Origin of the sequence: Planomonospora antibiotica (assembly GCF_014647955.1) — a bacterium.
GTDB lineage: Bacteria > Actinomycetota > Actinomycetes > Streptosporangiales > Streptosporangiaceae > Planomonospora > Planomonospora parontospora.
Genome location: NZ_BMQE01000027.1, coordinates 25524 through 40021 on the forward strand (window position 1 = coordinate 25524; position 14498 = coordinate 40021).

Consider the following 14498-nt stretch of genomic DNA (forward strand, 5'->3'; position numbering starts at 1 on the left):
CCCTCCCCGCCGATCAGGCGGTGCGCCGGTTCGCCCGGAGGCGGGAGGGCTTCACCCGGGAGCGGGGAGGCGCGGGATTCAGGCCGCGCCGCGGGCGGCGGCCTGCTCCAGCAACGAGCGGCAGAGGGAACCGAGGTCGTGGTCGGCGGCCTCGACGGACATGGGGAAGAGGGAGGTCTCGGTCATGCCGGGAGCGACGTTGACCTCCAGGAAGTGCGGCAGGCCGTTCCCGTCGACGATCAGATCGGTCCGGGAGATGTCGCGCAGGCCCAGGGCGGCGTGCGCGGTCACGGCCATCTCGGCGCAGGCGGCCGCCGCCTCGGGGGACAGGCGAGCCGGAGCGAAGAACTCCGTACGGCCCGCGGTGTAGCGGGCCGCGTAGTCGTAGACGCCGTCATCGGGGACGATCTCCACCGGGGGCAGGGCGGTGGGCCCCTCACCGAGGTCCACCACGGAGACGGCCACCTCGACGCCCTCGACGCAGCGCTCGATCAGAGCGGTGTCCCCGTAGGCGAAGCAGCCCACCATGGCGGAGGGCAGCTCCTCGGCCGTGCGCACGATCGAGGCGCCGAGGGCCGACCCGCCCCGGGAGGGCTTGACGAACAGCGGGAGTCCCAGCCGCTCGACGATCCGGGCCAGTACAGCGGAGGCGCCGAGGTCGTGGAACGTCTCCTTGGGGAGCGTCACCGACTCGGGGGTGCGCACGCCGGCGGAGCGGACGACCGTCTTGGCGGTGGGCTTGTCGAAGGCGACCCGGCACGCCTCGGACCTGGCGCCCACGTAGGGGACGGAGAGGAGCTCCAGCACCGAGCGGATGGCGCCGTCCTCACCGGCTCCGCCGTGCAGCGTCACGAAGACGGCGCTGGGCGGGTCGGCCAGCACCCGGGGGACGAGGGAGGCGTCGATGTCGCGTGCCTCGACGGAGACGCCCGCCGCACGCAGCACCTCGCTCACCCGGCGCCCCGAGCGCAGCGAGACCTCCCGTTCGTAGGACAGTCCGCCTGCCAGGACGAGCACATGGCCGAGATCACTCATCCGCACACCTTCTCCCTCAGGCCCGCACCGAGCCCGTCGAACCGCTCTTCTCGTCGTCGGGCCGGGCGCCGGACGACAGCGTTCACCGTACGGCACCGCCCCCCGGCCGGCCCACGCGGCGGCCCGTCACCGGGGAAACCGGCTCCGGAAGGGCCCGGAACCGTCGCCCCGGGCGGGGCGGGGACCCGATGGGACGCTACGCGGGACCGGGTCCCGGCGTCACGCGAGGTCGGGTCCCGGGGTGTCCACCCCGATGTGGTCGGGGAAGGCGCCGGTGCCGAACGTGTCGCGCAGCTGCAGCTCCTGCTCGATCACCCCGGCCAGCCGGCGCACGCCCTCGCGGATGCGCTCGGGCTCCGGGTAGCAGTAGGACAGCCGCATGTGCCGGGCGCCGCTCCCGTCGGCGAAGAAACCGGTGCCCGGGACGAACGCCACCCGCTCGGCGACCGCCCGGGGCAGGAGCGCCTTGGAGTCCAGCCCCTCGGGGAGGGTGGCCCAGACGAAGAACCCGCCGCTCGGCCGCGTCCAGGAGCACTCGGCGGGCATCAGGGACTCCAGCGAGGAGAGCATGGTGTCCCGGCGCTCGCGGTAGAGCTCCCGGAAGGTCTTGATCTGCTCGCGCCAGGGCTGGGTGGCGAGGTATTCGCCCACGGCGAGCTGGGTGAAGGCGGAGTGCGACAGCACGGCCGACTCCATCGCCAGCACCAGCTTGTCGCGGATGGCGTGCGGCGCGAGCGCCCAGCCCACCCGGAAGCCGGGGGCGAGCGTCTTGGAGAACGACCCCAGGTAGACCACGCCGTCGGGGTTGTCGGCGCGCAGCGCCCGCATGGGTTCGCCGTCGAAGCCGAGCAGGCCGTACGGGTTGTCCTCGACGATGAGCACGCCCGCGCGCTGGCAGATGTCCAGCACCTGCGCCCTGCGCGCGGCGTTGAGCGTCACCCCCGCCGGGTTCTGGAAGGTGGGGATCGTGTAGAGGAACTTGATGCGGCTGCCCGCGGTCTGCAGCGCGTAGACGGTCTGCGCCAGCGACTCGGGGATGATGCCCTCGTCGTCCATCGCGATGTGCACGACCTTCGCCTGGTAGGCGGAGAAGGTGCCCAGGGCGCCCACGTAGGAGGGGCCCTCGGCCAGGATGACGTCGCCGGGGTCGATGAAGATGCGGGTGATGAGGTCGAGGGCCTGCTGGGAGCCGACGGTCACCACGACGTCGTCGGCGTGCCCCTCGATCCCCTCCAGGCGCATGACGTCGCAGATCTGCTCACGCAGGTGCGGGTCGCCCTGGCCTGAGCCGTACTGGAGCGCGACCGGGCCGCGGCGGGCCACGAGGTCGGCGACGAGCTCTCCCACGACGTCCAGGGGCAGGGCCGTGACGTACGGCATGCCGCCGGCCAGCGAGACCACCTCGGGCCTCGACGCGACGGCGAAGAGAGCTCGGACCTCGGAGGCGACCATCCCGGTAGCCCGTGCGGCGTACCGATCGACGTAGGCGTCGATGCGCGACCCGTGGGCCGCGACGGTCCGACCGTGATCCGAGTCCTGGGATGCCACGGTCCACCTCCTCGTCATAGGAGCACAACGTGCTCAAGCTAGATAAACCAGGGTACGTCAGTGGTACCTCTACTCCCCGTGGGGGATCGGAGCCCTGAAACGATGACCTCCGCTGGGCTACGATGCCAGCTGGGGAAGCGGTTTTCGCGGGTTTCCCACCGTGGCCAGGAAGGCCTGGGCACTCGTCTCGCACGCGATTGGGGCCAACAGGTGTCGCGTCGGTTGGTGAACGTCACTCTCGACAACCTCGACGACCTGCCGCGCCGCTGTCGCCGGTGCGTCTTCTGGGAGCTCGATCCGGTCAGCGGGGACCGGGCCCTGGAGGCCGGCGACCCGGGGCTGGAGAAGGAGGCGTGGATCTCCTCCACCCTGCTGGAGTGGGGCAGCTGCGGCAAGATCGCCTATGTGGACGGCGCCGCGGCCGGCTTCGTGCTCTACGCGCCCCCGCTCTACGTGCCCCGTTCGGCGGCCTTCCCGACCTCGCCGGTCAGCGCCGACGCCGTGCTGCTGATGACCGCGCACATCGTCCCGGAGTTCTCCGGCGGCGGTCTGGGCCGGATGCTGGTCCAGGGCGTGGCCAAGGACCTGACCCGGCGCGGGGTGCGGGCCATCGAGGCGTTCGGGGACCTGAAGTGGGAGCAGGCCGGGGCGTGCGTCATGCCCGCCGACTATCTCCTGGCGGTCGGCTTCAAGACGGTCCGGCCGCACCTGCGCTTCCCCCGGCTCCGCCTGGAGCTCAAGACCGCCGTCTCGTGGCGCGAGGACGTCGAGGTGGCACTGGAGAGGCTCCTGGGATCCATGAGTCCGGAGAGGGCGCTGCGGCCCGTCTGAGCGGCTCTGGGCCCCCGCCCGGACTCCCGGAGGACTCCGGCAGAGCCCGCGGACGCGCAAGAGCCCCCTCCGGAGGAGGGGGCTCTCACTTGGGTGGGTGTGCCGCTCGGAAGCGGGTGGTACGGCCATGCGTCGCCGTGGGGAGCGACCGGCCGCAGGGGGCCCTCCGGGGGCCCCGCGCGGAGGCCGCCTAGATGATGCCCTCGAGCTCGCGAAGCAGCATGGCCTTCGGCTTGGCGCCGATGATCTGCTTCACAACCTCTCCGTTCTTATAGACGTTCATCGTCGGGATCTGGAGTACGCCGTACTGCTGGGCGATCGCCTGATTTTCGTCGACGTTGAGCTTGACGATGGTCAGCTTCTCGCCCTGCTCCCCGGCGATCTCCTCCAGGATCGGCGCGACCTGGCGGCACGGGCCGCACCACTCGGCCCAGAAGTCGACGAGGACGGGCTTGTCGCTCTTGAGCACGTCGGCCTCGAAGCTGGCCTCGGTCACGTTCTTGATGGCGCCCACTGCTTGCTCCCTTGTATCCGGGTTCCTGCGACTGCTTTCGGTCCGCTTTCGGTTCTGGGGGTCACTGCTCGTCGTGCTCGGCCAGCCAGCGCTCGGCGTCCAGCGACGCGGCGCAGCCGGTGCCGGCGGCGGTGATCGCCTGGCGGTAGGTGTGGTCCACCACGTCGCCCGCGGCGAAGACGCCGTCCAGGTTGGTGCGGGTCGAGGGGGAGGCGACCTTGACGTAGCCCTCGTCGTCGAGCTCCACCTGGCCCTTGACCAGCTCGGTGCGCGGGTCGTGGCCGATCGCGATGAACAGGCCGGTGACGGCGAGCTCGCTCTCCTCGCCGGTCTTGAGGTTGCGCAGCCGTACGCCGGAGACCTTCTCCTCGCCCAGGACGTCGACGACCTCGCTGTCCCAGACGAAACGGATCTTGTCGTTGGCGAACGCGCGGTCCTGCATGATCTTGCTGGCGCGCAGTTCGTCCCGGCGGTGCACGACGGTCACCGAGGCGGCGAACCGGGTGAGGAAGGTGGCCTCCTCCATGGCGGTGTCGCCGCCGCCGACGACCACGATGTCCTGGCCGCGGAAGAAGAAGCCGTCACAGGTGGCGCACCAGGAGACGCCGCGGCCGGACAGCCGCTTCTCGTTGGGCACGCCCAGCTCGCGGTAGCCCGAGCCGGTGGCCAGGATGACGGCCTTGGCGTGGAAGGTGCCGGTGGCGGTCTTGACGACCTTGGGGGTGACGGTCAGGTCGACCTCGACCACGTCGTCCGCGACGAGCTCGGCGCCGAACCGCTCGGCCTGCTTGCGCAGGCCGTCCATCAGGTCGGGGCCCATGATGCCGTCGGGGAAACCGGGGAAGTTCTCCACCTCGGTGGTGTTCATCAGCGCGCCGCCGGCGGTGACCGATCCCTCGAACACCAGGGGCTTGAGGTCGGCGCGTGCGGAGTACACAGCCGATGTGTAACCGGCGGGACCCGATCCGATGATGATCACATTGCGGACGTCCATCACGCGTTGCGCCTTTCCCTCTGCTGTTGCCAGTCGCGTCAACAGATCCTAGGCGTCGGTGATTCCCGATGACGCCGAAGCCCGGCACGGACGGTTCCGTGCCGGGCTCCTGAGCGGTCCGGGCGGGATCAGCGCCAGCTGGCGAGCGCGGGCTTGCGCACGTTCTCGCAGGACGGGCCGACCACGTGCACGCGCACGCGGTTCTTGGGCTGGTCGTGCCAGAAGAGCACGATGTTGGCCTCCTGCCCGTTGTAGAAGCCCCGGTCGACGGCGAACGGCTGCTTGCCGACCTTCGCCGAGACCTGCTGCACGCAGCGGGTCAGCTCGGAGGTGGCCGCGGTGCCCAGTACGGGCGCCGGGCTGATGTACTCCATCAGCGAGCCGCGGAGCTCCTTGTCGGTGTAGTTCCAGTTGCTGTCGGTCAGCTGGTACTTCGAAACCGCACTCGGCAGGGGCTGCGTGATCAGCGGCTTCTTCTCCGGACCGGCCGCCGAGAGCATGCCGGTCGCCATCACGGTCGCGCCGGCGACCGCCGCCGCCACGCCCGCCGCCGCGGCGACCGACGCCCAGCGGCGCCGTCCCGTGGCCCTGCGCCGTCTCGACGGCGTCACCGGGACGACGGTGCCGTCGTCGCCGACGACGCCCAGCCGGGGCGCCGGCACCGGCTCCGGCCGGACCTCCGGCTCGGGCTCCGGCTCAGGTGCGGTGAGCGCGGGCTCCGGCACCGGGAGAGGCGTGGCCTCCCAGGGCGCGTCGCGCATTATGTCGTCCCAGGCCGGTGCTTCCACCAGCCCGATTCCACCTCCACGGAAGTTCTCGGCCTCGGCGGCCAGCGCCCGGTCGATGCGGAGCGCGACCCCCATCGGCATCGCCGGGGTGGGCGTCGCCGCCAGAAGCTCACGGACCGCTGCGAGGTCGGCGAGGCTCTCACCACAGGGATCGCAGATCGCGAGATGCTCGCGAACCCGCATGGCCGTGGCGGCGTCGAGGAGACCCTCGGCCAGTTCGGCCAGGACCTCCAGGTCGTAGTGCGTATCACCCGTCACGAAGTTCTGCTCCCTTCGCCGATGAGACGCGAGACAGGTCGGATCGGTTCCGCAGATGCGAAAGAATGGGGACAAGTTTCGCGCGACCGCGCGCGCACCGGCTCTTCACGGTGCCGCTCGGCACCTGCAGGACCTGGGCCGCGTCCTCGACCGAGTAGCCCATCATGTCGACGAGCACCAGGGCCGCCCGCTGGTCGGCGGGGAGCAGCTTGAGCGCGGACGAGACCTCCATGGAGACCTCGCGCTCGGCCGTCTGGTCGGGCACCGGGGTCTCGCGCTCGGCGGCCTCGATCAGCTCGTCGTCGGCGACGGGCCGTACGGACTTGCGGCGCATGCGGTCCAGGCAGGCGTTGACCACGATGCGGTGCAGCCACGTGGTGACGGCCGCCTCGCCGCGGAAGCTGTCCGCCTTGCGGTAGGCGGAGACGAACGCGTCCTGCACGGCGTCGGCCGCCTCGTCGGGATCGCCCAGCGTGCGCAGGGCGACCGCCCACATGCGGTCTCGGTGGCGCTTGACCAGTTCACTGAAAGCGTGCGGATCCCCGGCGATGTGCCGGGTCAGCAGATCGGCGTCGGACATGGCCGTCCGCGCCTCCTGCTGATCCGCCGTCGGCGGGGTATCGGGTGGGGAATTCACAAGGAAAGTCCTGCTATGCCGATCCGGGAGAACACCTCTACGGAATAGATGGTGCCACGAAATCTCTCATGATCGGCAAGAAGAGCGGTAAACCAGATCAAATCGCACCGCTTTCGTCTCGCCGCACCCACCGGTCACTTGACCGCGCGGACCTTCACCTCGTTCACCTGGGCGCGGTACTTGCCCTGGTAGGAGGGGCCCTCGGTGAACCAGAGCAGGACGTAACGCCCCTTCTTCGGGGACTTGGCGGTGAGGGTCTCCTTACCGCCCAGCCCGGAGGCCTTCGCCACCGCGCCCAGGTCGTCGAGGTCCTTGGAGTCGCCCACCCGGAGCTCCACGGCGCCGCCGGAGACGGGCCCGAAGTCGGCCGTCACCTCCTTGACGGCCACGCTCTCCTTCAGGTCGATCAGCAGGCCGACGCCCTTCTTCAACCGGCCGAAGTCGGCGGAGGGGTACGACTCGGAGTGCCAGTCGGTGGAGGGCTTGCCGTCCAGGGCCAGGGACGCGAGCTCGCTCCGCTCGTCGCCGTCGCCCAGCGGGTCGAAGCCCTGGGCGGAGTCGGGCTTCACCTCGCGGGTCGCGGTGGTCCCCGTCGTGGGCGTGGGCGACGCGCCGCCGCCGGCCTCCGGGGCGTCACCGGCTTTGCCGATGCTGCGGCCGAGCGTCCAGGCGCCCAGGCCGACCGCGGCCATGACCAGCAGGACGACCAGCCCCACGGCCACCTTGCCGAGCGCACCGCCGCCCCCGGAGGGGTGCGGCTGATGGACCGGCCGGTACGGCGGGGGCGGAGGCGGGGTGTGGCGCTGCGGAGAGGCGGCGGTGTCCAGGCCCTCGGAGCGGGAGGCCGCCAGCGGAGGGGCGGGCGGCGGCGCCGGCATGGGCATGGGGGCGGGCCGGGGCACCGAGCTGAGCGCCTCGGCGACCTCCGCGGGGCTCGTCAGCGGGGTCTGGCCGCGCTTGCTCTCCGGCAGCAGCGCCCGGCAGACGATGGTGTCGAGGTAACCGGGGACGCCGGCGGTGACCTGGCGCGGCGTGCAGTAGTGCCCGTTGTCCGTCGGCGCGACGGGCAGCCCGCCGGGGGTCTCCTCGCCCGGCCAGTGGCCGGTCAGCCCGGCGTACAGCAGGCGGCCGAGGCCCTCGGCGTCGCCGCGGGCGGCGTCCTCGACCCGCATGCTGTCGTGCACCACGTCGGCGAGGACGGCGTCGACCCCGAGGCCGAGCAGCTTGACCGTGCCGCCCGCCGTCCACACCAGGTGCTCGGGGGTCAGGCAGAGATGGGGGACACCGGCCTCGTGGGCGTGGGCCAGCGCCTCGGCGACCTCCGCGACCAGTGCGGCGGCGCGCTCGGGCTCCATCGGCCCGGCGGCGACCAGGTCGGCCAGGTTGTCCCCGGTCACCCACTCGCTGACGACGTAGGAGCAGCCGTCGTCCTCGGTGGCGTCGAAGACCTGGGTCAGCCGCGGGTCGGTGAGGCGGCTGGCCGTACGGGCGGCCGAGATCACCTCGTTGAGGCGGGGGAAGTCGGGATCGAAGGTGTGGACGGCGACGGGCCGGGCGAGCACCTCGTCGATGGCCTTCCAGAGCGTGGCCCCGCTGGACTCGTGGACGCGGTCTTCGAGCCGGAACCGTTCGGCCAGCTTCGTGCCGGGCTCGATCGCCGAGGAGGTGCTCATGAACTCTCCGAAACTGGGAACGCGTCAGCGTCGCGCCCTGCGGGCACGTCAGGCCTCATCACACGATGCCGGGTGGATCCGCCCACGCCCTCCTGCTTCCACTCACCGCGCGTCGTCACACGCGTCGCACCATGGTAGTGCCGCACCGTTCCACCCGTGTTCTCCCTACCGGACGGGCGGGGAAAACATCGGAGTCACCGGCGTCCTCGTCCTGTGACCATTCCAACGATCGAACTCACCTCGGGGATGCGCATGCGGTGCGCGACGACCAGGTAGAGCGCCAGGCCGGCCCCGCCGCCCGCCACGAGCATGACGGCCGCGCTGAGCGGGGTCAGGTCGGCCAGCTCACGGGTGAGCCAGAGCACACCGAGAGCCGCCAGCGTACCCGGAAGGGCGGCGGTGTACATCCGGGACAGCCCCGAGGCCACCACGCGCCCGTTCAGTCCCCGCGTACGGCGCGAGGCGAGCACCCAGGCGACCACGGTGCCCGTGGCGTAGGCGGCGGTGAGCGCGCACGCCAGCCCCATCACGATGTAGCGCGGCGGCAGGACGGCGGCGGACAGCAGGCTGAGGCCGATGCTCACCGCGGTGTTGCCCGCTCCGATGAAGACCGGGGTGCGGGTGTCGCCGAAGGCGTAGAAGACCCGCAGCAGGAGCTGGAAGAGCGAGAACGGCATCAGCGCCAGGCCGAAGACCTGGAGCACGTTGCCGATGTAGACGGCGTTGTCCAGGGTGTTGTTGCCCCACGAGTAGATCAGCACGGTGACCGCCGGTCCCAGCACCATCAGCAGCAGCCCGGCCGGGACCAGCAGGACCGCGACCAGGCGCACGGCCGAGGCGAACTCGTCGCGGACCGTGCCGAGGTCCCCCTCGGCGGCCGACCGGCTCATCCGGGGCAGCATCGCGGTGATCACCGAGACCGCGATGATCCCGTAGGGGAGCTGGAAGAGCTGGAACGCCTGGGCGTAGGCGGTGTTCCCCGCGCCCTCCACCTCCCCGCCCGCACCGGAGGCGATCATGGTGGTGACCCAGAAGCCGACCTGGGTGATGAGCACGTAGACGATGCCCCAGCCGGCGGTCCGGCCCATCTCGCCCAGGCCCACGCCGCGCAGGCCGAACCGGGGCCGGAAGCGGAAGCCTGCCCGGTGCAGCGAGACCATCAGCACCAGGCACTGGGCCACGATCCCGGCGGTGGTGCCGAGGCCGAGCAGGGTGAGGTCGGCGTCGCTCACCGCCTCGACGTCCGCACCCGAGCGGCCCGCCGTCACCAGGTAGAGGACCAGGACGCCGATCATCACGACGTTGTTGAGCACCGGAGCCCACATCGGCGCGGCGAAGCGGTCGCGGGTGTTGAGGATCGCCCCGGCGAGCGCCCCGACGCCGACGAAGGCGATCTGCGGCAGCACGTACCGGGCCAGCATGACCGCGACCTCGGTCTGCCGGGCGCTCCAGTCGTCGTCGGTGTACAGGCCGATCAGCGGCCGGGCGAGCAGCACCGCCGCGGCGGTGAGCAGGACCAGCGCGACGGTGCCGATCGTCAGCAGCCGCTGCTCGTAGGACCGGCCGCCGTCCGGATCGCTCTTCTGCCGCCGCACGATCGACGGGACCACGACGCTGCTCAGGATCCCGCCGATGAGGAAGTCGAACAGGATGAACGGGATCGCGTTGGCGACGGTGTAGGCGTCGCCCATGTGCGCGCTGCCGAGCGCGGCCACGAGCACCGCGGCTTTGACGAAGCCCGTGACGCGGGAGACCATCGTGCCCGCGGCCATGATCGCGCTCGCACGCAGGACCCTGCTCATGCTTCTTCCTCCGCTTGGTGAACGCCTGCCGGCTGGGGGGGCTGGGGGCCTCGTCGGGGCCCCGGACTTCAGGACTCGGTGCCGGCCGGCACGCTCGCCCGCCGGGACGGGGTGGCGGCGGTCGCGGCCCGGCGGGCCCCCCGGCGGCGCAGGACGCGCAGGCCCACGGCGGCCAGCATCACCAGCAGGGCCGCCCCCGCGATCACCAGCGCGATCCCGGTGTAGCCGGTGCTCCGCACGGTGAGCTTGACCCGCTGGCCGTACGCGCGGCCGTCGTCGGTGGTGAGCTGGACCGTCACCGAGGTCTGCCCGCCGGAGGCGCCCGTGATGGTCATCGGGATCCGCACGGTCTGGGTCTGGCCGCCGGAGATGACCATCCGGTCCTCGTACGGCTCGATCCTCAGCCGGCCGGGCTTCTGCGAGGTGACCTTGACCCGGACCGCGACCGTGCTGCCGTCGCCCTTGCGCTCGTTGCGGACGCTGATCGGCACCTCGCCGTCCTCACCGGCCAGGGTGCGGATCTGCTCCGCCTGCTCGCCGCCGACGATCCTCACCTGGTCGATCCGGCCGTCGACGGTGCTCCGCAGCTGCTCGACGTACGGCTCCGCGGCCCGGGTCCTGTCCCGCCAGGCGGAGGAGGCGAGCCGGAGCAGCGCCAGGTCGAACATGCCGGAGTCGTCGGCCTCGGGGCCGTCGGGGGTGACGGAGGTGACCAGGCCCGCGCGCTCGCCCACCCGCCGGACGCCCGTGAGGTACTTCTTGCCGAGCTCCCGGCCCCGGTCCTGCGGGGTGTAGGTGAGCCCGGCGCGCGGCGTGACGACCTTGCCGGGCTTGACCGCGTCGAGCGTGGCGGGGGAGAGCCAGGGCAGGGACCCGGCCGTCTCGACCAGGCCGGCGACGTAGGCCGGGTCGGGCGACCAGCGGCGCGGCGGGGCGGCCACCACGGTCCTGCGGCCGGTGACGGGCTCCGCGCTGATCATCGCGGTCTCGGCGATGAAGCGCCGGCGGTTCAGCAGGGCCCAGTCGGGGCTGGAGGCCGTCGCGCCGACGATGTCGCTCAGCACCGGGTCGGCCACCAGCGCCCGGACCGGGCCGCTCACGCTCTGCAGGGTGGCGACGGCGTTGGGGGTGGTCGCGGGGGGCTGGGCGACGGCGCCCGGGACCGTGACGGCCGGGGCGGCGGGCGGCAGGCCGGCCTCGCTCAGCAGCACGCTGCGGACCCCGGCGACGGACAGGACGTCCAGGCCGTCGTGGTCGATCACCCCGCCGGCCGGCCAGTTGACGTCGGTGACGACGTCGCGGCCGAGGAGCTCCCTGCCGGTCCGCACGGCCGCCGCGACGCCCTTGCGGGTGGTGCCGTCGAGGCCGTTGTGGGCCAGGGCGGCCACGTCCGGGTCGGCGTAGGGGGTGGCCACGACCGGGGAGCCGGCCAGGGCCGTGCGCAGGGCGCCGAGCCACCGGGTCGCCGCGGCGTCGGCGGGACGGCTCACCGTCTCGGCGCCGGCCTTCACCCGGTGCGCCCGGCCCAGCGTCCGCACGTCGTCGAGGAGGGCGGGGTCGACCACCCAGGTGACCCCCTTGGCGGAGGAGACGCCCTGGGCGGTCTTCAGCAGGTCGTCGAGGCGCTTGCCCTCCGCCAGGGCGGCGGTCAGGTCCTGGTCGAGGAAGGTGCCGTCGTCGGCGCGGTGCGGCTGGTCGATGACCGGCAGGACCACGGCGAGGCGGGTGCGCGGGGTCCGCGGGGTCTCGGTCCCCTTCGGCAGGTAGGTCAGGAAGGTGCGCTGCACGGCGAGCTTCTGCTCGGCGGCGTCGACCACCTCGACCGCCAGCGGGTAGACGCCGAACCGGTACAGCCCCAGCTGCTGGGGGGTGAAGACGAACTCCCACGGCAGCTTGGCCGAGGCCGCCAGCGGCTGCTGGAGCCAGCTCTCGTCACGCAGGCCGCCCGGCTGGACGTGCTCCTGGCCGCTCAGGTAGGCGGCCATGTCGGCCCGCCGGGCGAAGGGCTGGGCCGAGTAGCGCAGCCGGTAGCGCAGCCCGGTCCGGGCCTCGGTGCCGGTGTTCGCCAGCGTGCCGGAGACCCTGATCTCGGTGGCGGGCTCCTTCGGCAGGTCCGGGGTGATCGACGCGATCACGAGCTGGAGGGTCTGGCGGGCCGCCGTCGTCGTTCCTGCGGTCGCCGTACCGCCAGTGGCCACGGCCGCGAGGGAGAGCAGCGTGGCGAGCAGGACGACGAGCGGCACGTGCTTGCGGATCACGTGCCGGCCAAGGGTGAAATACGGCGCACGCCCGCAATGCTATGGCCTATCCGACGAGCCGGGCGGTCATCGGCTCTCCTCGGGGCCGGGGAACGGACAGGTCGACGATCTTCCCGGGGACGAGGGAGAGCAGGTCGCCGGCGTCGATCCGGAGCGCCGTGTGGCGTTCGCCCGCGGGGGTGTGGACGGGGCCGTCGATCCTGGTGAGCCGCTCGTCCACCAGCACGGTCAGGCCGTCGGGGAGCAGCAGCGGGCAGACCAGCCCGGCGGCGTAGTCGGTGGCGGAGTTCACGGTGAAGGCGGAGGCCGGGCGGACCCGGCGCACGTCCAGGACGCCGCCGACGGTGCCGGGCCGGGGCGGGGCGCCGACGGGGGCGACGGTCGCGACGACCTCGGGACCGATCCGGGTGGTGACCTCGAACACGGAGACGCCCACGCAGGTGGCGGGACTCGCGGACAGGACCTCGGGCAGCTCGTCGGCACTCGTCAACACGCGGGGAAGGCGTACGATCTCATGATGGATCTGGAGTGCGAGGAGCCAGCGGTGGATCGCGAGGGCGTCCTTCATACAGGTCCTCCTTGCCTCGGCGCTCGGCTCCGCCCGGACCGCGGCTGAACGTAGCCTGGTGATCGCTGTACGGCGTCTCCCCAGTGGGGAACGTGTTCCCTGACCGAAGGACCTACCCGGTTTGTCCCTTTCAAATCTGTCTGAGAGCCAGCGGCACGGCATGAGCGAGCTGTTCCGCAAGATCGCCCCGGTCGCCGACGAGCTGGGCGAGCTGTTCGCCGCGCGGGGATACGAGATCGCCCTGGTGGGCGGCTCGGTCCGCGACGTCTTCCTCGGCCGGATCGGCAACGATCTGGACCTGACGACGGACGCGCGGCCCGAGGCGGTCCTGGAGCTCATCCGCGACTGGGCCGACTCGATCTGGACGATCGGCATCGACTTCGGCACGGTCGGCGCGCGCAAGGGCAACTGGCTGCTGGAGATCACCACCTACCGCAGCGAGTCCTACGACCCGAAGTCGCGCAAGCCCGAGGTGGTCTACGGCGACACGCTGGAGGGCGACCTGGCCCGGCGCGACTTCGCGGTCAACGCGATGGCGCTGCGGCTGCCCGGCCGGGAGTTCGAGGACCCGCACGGCGGCCTCGACGACCTGCACGCCAGGGTCCTGCGCACCCCAGGTCCCCCGGAGCGGTCCTTCGACGACGACCCGCTGCGGATGCTGCGCGCCGCCCGGTTCGCCAGCCAGCTCGGGTTCGCGGTGGACCGGGCGGCGCTGGACGCGATGACCGCGATGGCCGGACGGATCGAGATCGTCTCCGCCGAGCGCATCCGCGACGAGCTGGACAAGCTGATCTGCGGGGACAACCCGCGCGAGGGGCTGCGCATCCTGGTCGAGTCGGGCCTGGCCGCGTACGTCCTGCCCGAGCTGCCCAGGCTCCGCCTGGAGATCGACGAGCACCACCGGCACAAGGACGTCTACGAGCACACGCTGATCGTGCTGGAGCAGGCGATCGACCTGGAGGAGGGCGGCCCCGACCGCATCCTGCGCTGGTCCGCGCTCCTGCACGACGTGGGCAAGCCCAAGACCCGCCGGCACGAGCCCGGCGGCCGTGTCTCCTTCCACCACCACGAGGTGGTGGGCGCCCAGCTGGCCAAGAAGCGCCTGACGGAGCTGAAGTTCCCCAAGGACGTGGTGGCCGACGTCGCCCGCCTGGTCGAGCTCCACCTGCGCTTCCACGGCTACGGCACGGGCGAGTGGACCGACTCGGCGGTCCGCCGCTACGTCCGGGACGCCGGGCACCTGCTGGAGCGGCTGCACAAGCTGACCCGGGCCGACTGCACCACCCGCAACCGGCGCAAGGCCCAGGCGCTGTCGCGCACCTACGACCAGCTCGAGGAGCGCATCGCCCGGCTCGCCGAGGAGGAGGAGCTCGGCAAGATCCGTCCCGAGCTGGACGGCAACGAGATCCAGGAGATCCTCGGCGTCCCGCCCGGTCCGGTGGTCGGCCGCGCCTACAAGTTCCTCCTCGACATGCGCATGGACGAGGGTGTCGTCGGCAAGGAGACCGCGGCCGAGGCCCTGCGTGAGTGGGCCAGGGCGAACGGCGTGCTGCCGGGCTGATCCGGCTCGGCCGACGGCGCGCCGACCGGCT

The 14498-nt window shown here is 72.1% G+C and carries 12 protein-coding genes; 2 read left to right on the forward strand and 10 right to left on the reverse strand.

Going from position 1 to position 14498, the window contains the following annotated elements; all coding sequences use genetic code 11:
* Positions 1–78: 78 nt before the first annotated feature.
* Together IEZ06_RS22905 and IEZ06_RS22910 are read right to left on the reverse strand one after the other, a co-directional pair.
* Positions 79–1035, reverse strand: coding sequence for a D-alanine--D-alanine ligase family protein (locus IEZ06_RS22905; RefSeq protein ID WP_189238750.1), 957 nt, complete (start codon positions 1033–1035; stop codon positions 79–81).
* 219 nt (positions 1036–1254) lie between these two features.
* The gene (locus IEZ06_RS22910; RefSeq protein ID WP_203871949.1) at positions 1255–2487 is read right to left on the reverse strand and encodes an aminotransferase-like domain-containing protein; all 1233 of its coding nucleotides are present in this window, start codon (positions 2485–2487) and stop codon (positions 1255–1257) included.
* Between the two features lie 321 nt (positions 2488–2808).
* On the opposite strand from IEZ06_RS22910, the gene IEZ06_RS22915 reads away from it, so the two are divergent.
* Complete coding sequence (locus tag IEZ06_RS22915) at positions 2809–3414, forward strand: GNAT family N-acetyltransferase (protein WP_229798574.1); 606 nt, start codon at positions 2809–2811, stop codon at positions 3412–3414.
* Positions 3415–3604: 190 nt separating this feature from the next.
* On the opposite strand, the gene trxA is transcribed toward IEZ06_RS22915, so the two are convergent.
* The 8 genes from trxA to IEZ06_RS22955 form a co-directional block, all read right to left on the reverse strand.
* On the reverse strand, positions 3605–3928 hold the full coding sequence (trxA, locus tag IEZ06_RS22920) for a thioredoxin (protein WP_189238753.1): 324 nt from the start codon (positions 3926–3928) through the stop codon (positions 3605–3607).
* A 61-nt stretch (positions 3929–3989) separates the two neighbouring features.
* The gene (gene trxB / locus IEZ06_RS22925; protein WP_189238754.1) at positions 3990–4925 is read right to left on the reverse strand and encodes a thioredoxin-disulfide reductase; all 936 of its coding nucleotides are present in this window, start codon (positions 4923–4925) and stop codon (positions 3990–3992) included.
* 125 nt (positions 4926–5050) lie between these two features.
* Positions 5051–5968 (reverse strand): anti-sigma factor family protein, encoded by a 918-nt coding sequence (locus tag IEZ06_RS22930; protein ID WP_189238755.1) that lies wholly within the window; start codon positions 5966–5968, stop codon positions 5051–5053.
* Entirely contained in the window at positions 5958–6605 is a 648-nt protein-coding gene (gene sigM / locus IEZ06_RS22935; RefSeq protein ID WP_268245622.1) for an RNA polymerase sigma factor SigM, read from the reverse strand. Before sigM ends, IEZ06_RS22930 begins: the two co-directional genes overlap by 11 nt.
* A gap of 134 nt (positions 6606–6739) precedes the next feature.
* Positions 6740–8278, reverse strand: coding sequence for a protein kinase family protein (locus tag IEZ06_RS22940; protein ID WP_189238757.1), 1539 nt, complete (start codon positions 8276–8278; stop codon positions 6740–6742).
* A gap of 194 nt (positions 8279–8472) precedes the next feature.
* Positions 8473–10080, reverse strand: coding sequence for a murein biosynthesis integral membrane protein MurJ (gene murJ / locus IEZ06_RS22945; protein ID WP_189238758.1), 1608 nt, complete (start codon positions 10078–10080; stop codon positions 8473–8475).
* A gap of 68 nt (positions 10081–10148) precedes the next feature.
* On the reverse strand, positions 10149–12338 hold the full coding sequence (locus IEZ06_RS22950; RefSeq protein WP_189238759.1) for a DUF6049 family protein: 2190 nt from the start codon (positions 12336–12338) through the stop codon (positions 10149–10151).
* Positions 12339–12384: 46 nt separating this feature from the next.
* Positions 12385–12906 (reverse strand): aminoacyl-tRNA deacylase, encoded by a 522-nt coding sequence (locus tag IEZ06_RS22955; protein WP_068900312.1) that lies wholly within the window; start codon positions 12904–12906, stop codon positions 12385–12387.
* 160 nt (positions 12907–13066) lie between these two features.
* Here IEZ06_RS22955 and IEZ06_RS22960 point away from each other — a divergent pair, with 160 nt between their 5' ends.
* Positions 13067–14467, forward strand: a complete 1401-nt coding sequence (locus IEZ06_RS22960; protein WP_189238760.1) for a CCA tRNA nucleotidyltransferase — start codon at positions 13067–13069, stop codon at positions 14465–14467.
* Positions 14468–14498: the final 31 nt, after the last annotated feature.

What these genes read in the sequence shown, in the direction of transcription:
- IEZ06_RS22960 (WP_189238760.1), top strand. Translation starts at nt 13,067, where the DNA reads ATGAGCGAGCTGTTCCGCAAGATCGCCCCGGTCGCCGACGAGCTGGGC.
- murJ (WP_189238758.1), bottom strand. Translation starts at nt 10,080, where the DNA reads ATGAGCAGGGTCCTGCGTGCGAGCGCGATCATGGCCGCGGGCACGATG.
- IEZ06_RS22905 (WP_189238750.1), bottom strand. Translation starts at nt 1,035, where the DNA reads ATGAGTGATCTCGGCCATGTGCTCGTCCTGGCAGGCGGACTGTCCTAC.
- IEZ06_RS22955 (WP_068900312.1), bottom strand. Translation starts at nt 12,906, where the DNA reads ATGAAGGACGCCCTCGCGATCCACCGCTGGCTCCTCGCACTCCAGATC.
- IEZ06_RS22940 (WP_189238757.1), bottom strand. Translation starts at nt 8,278, where the DNA reads ATGAGCACCTCCTCGGCGATCGAGCCCGGCACGAAGCTGGCCGAACGG.
- IEZ06_RS22910 (WP_203871949.1), bottom strand. Translation starts at nt 2,487, where the DNA reads ATGGTCGCCTCCGAGGTCCGAGCTCTCTTCGCCGTCGCGTCGAGGCCC.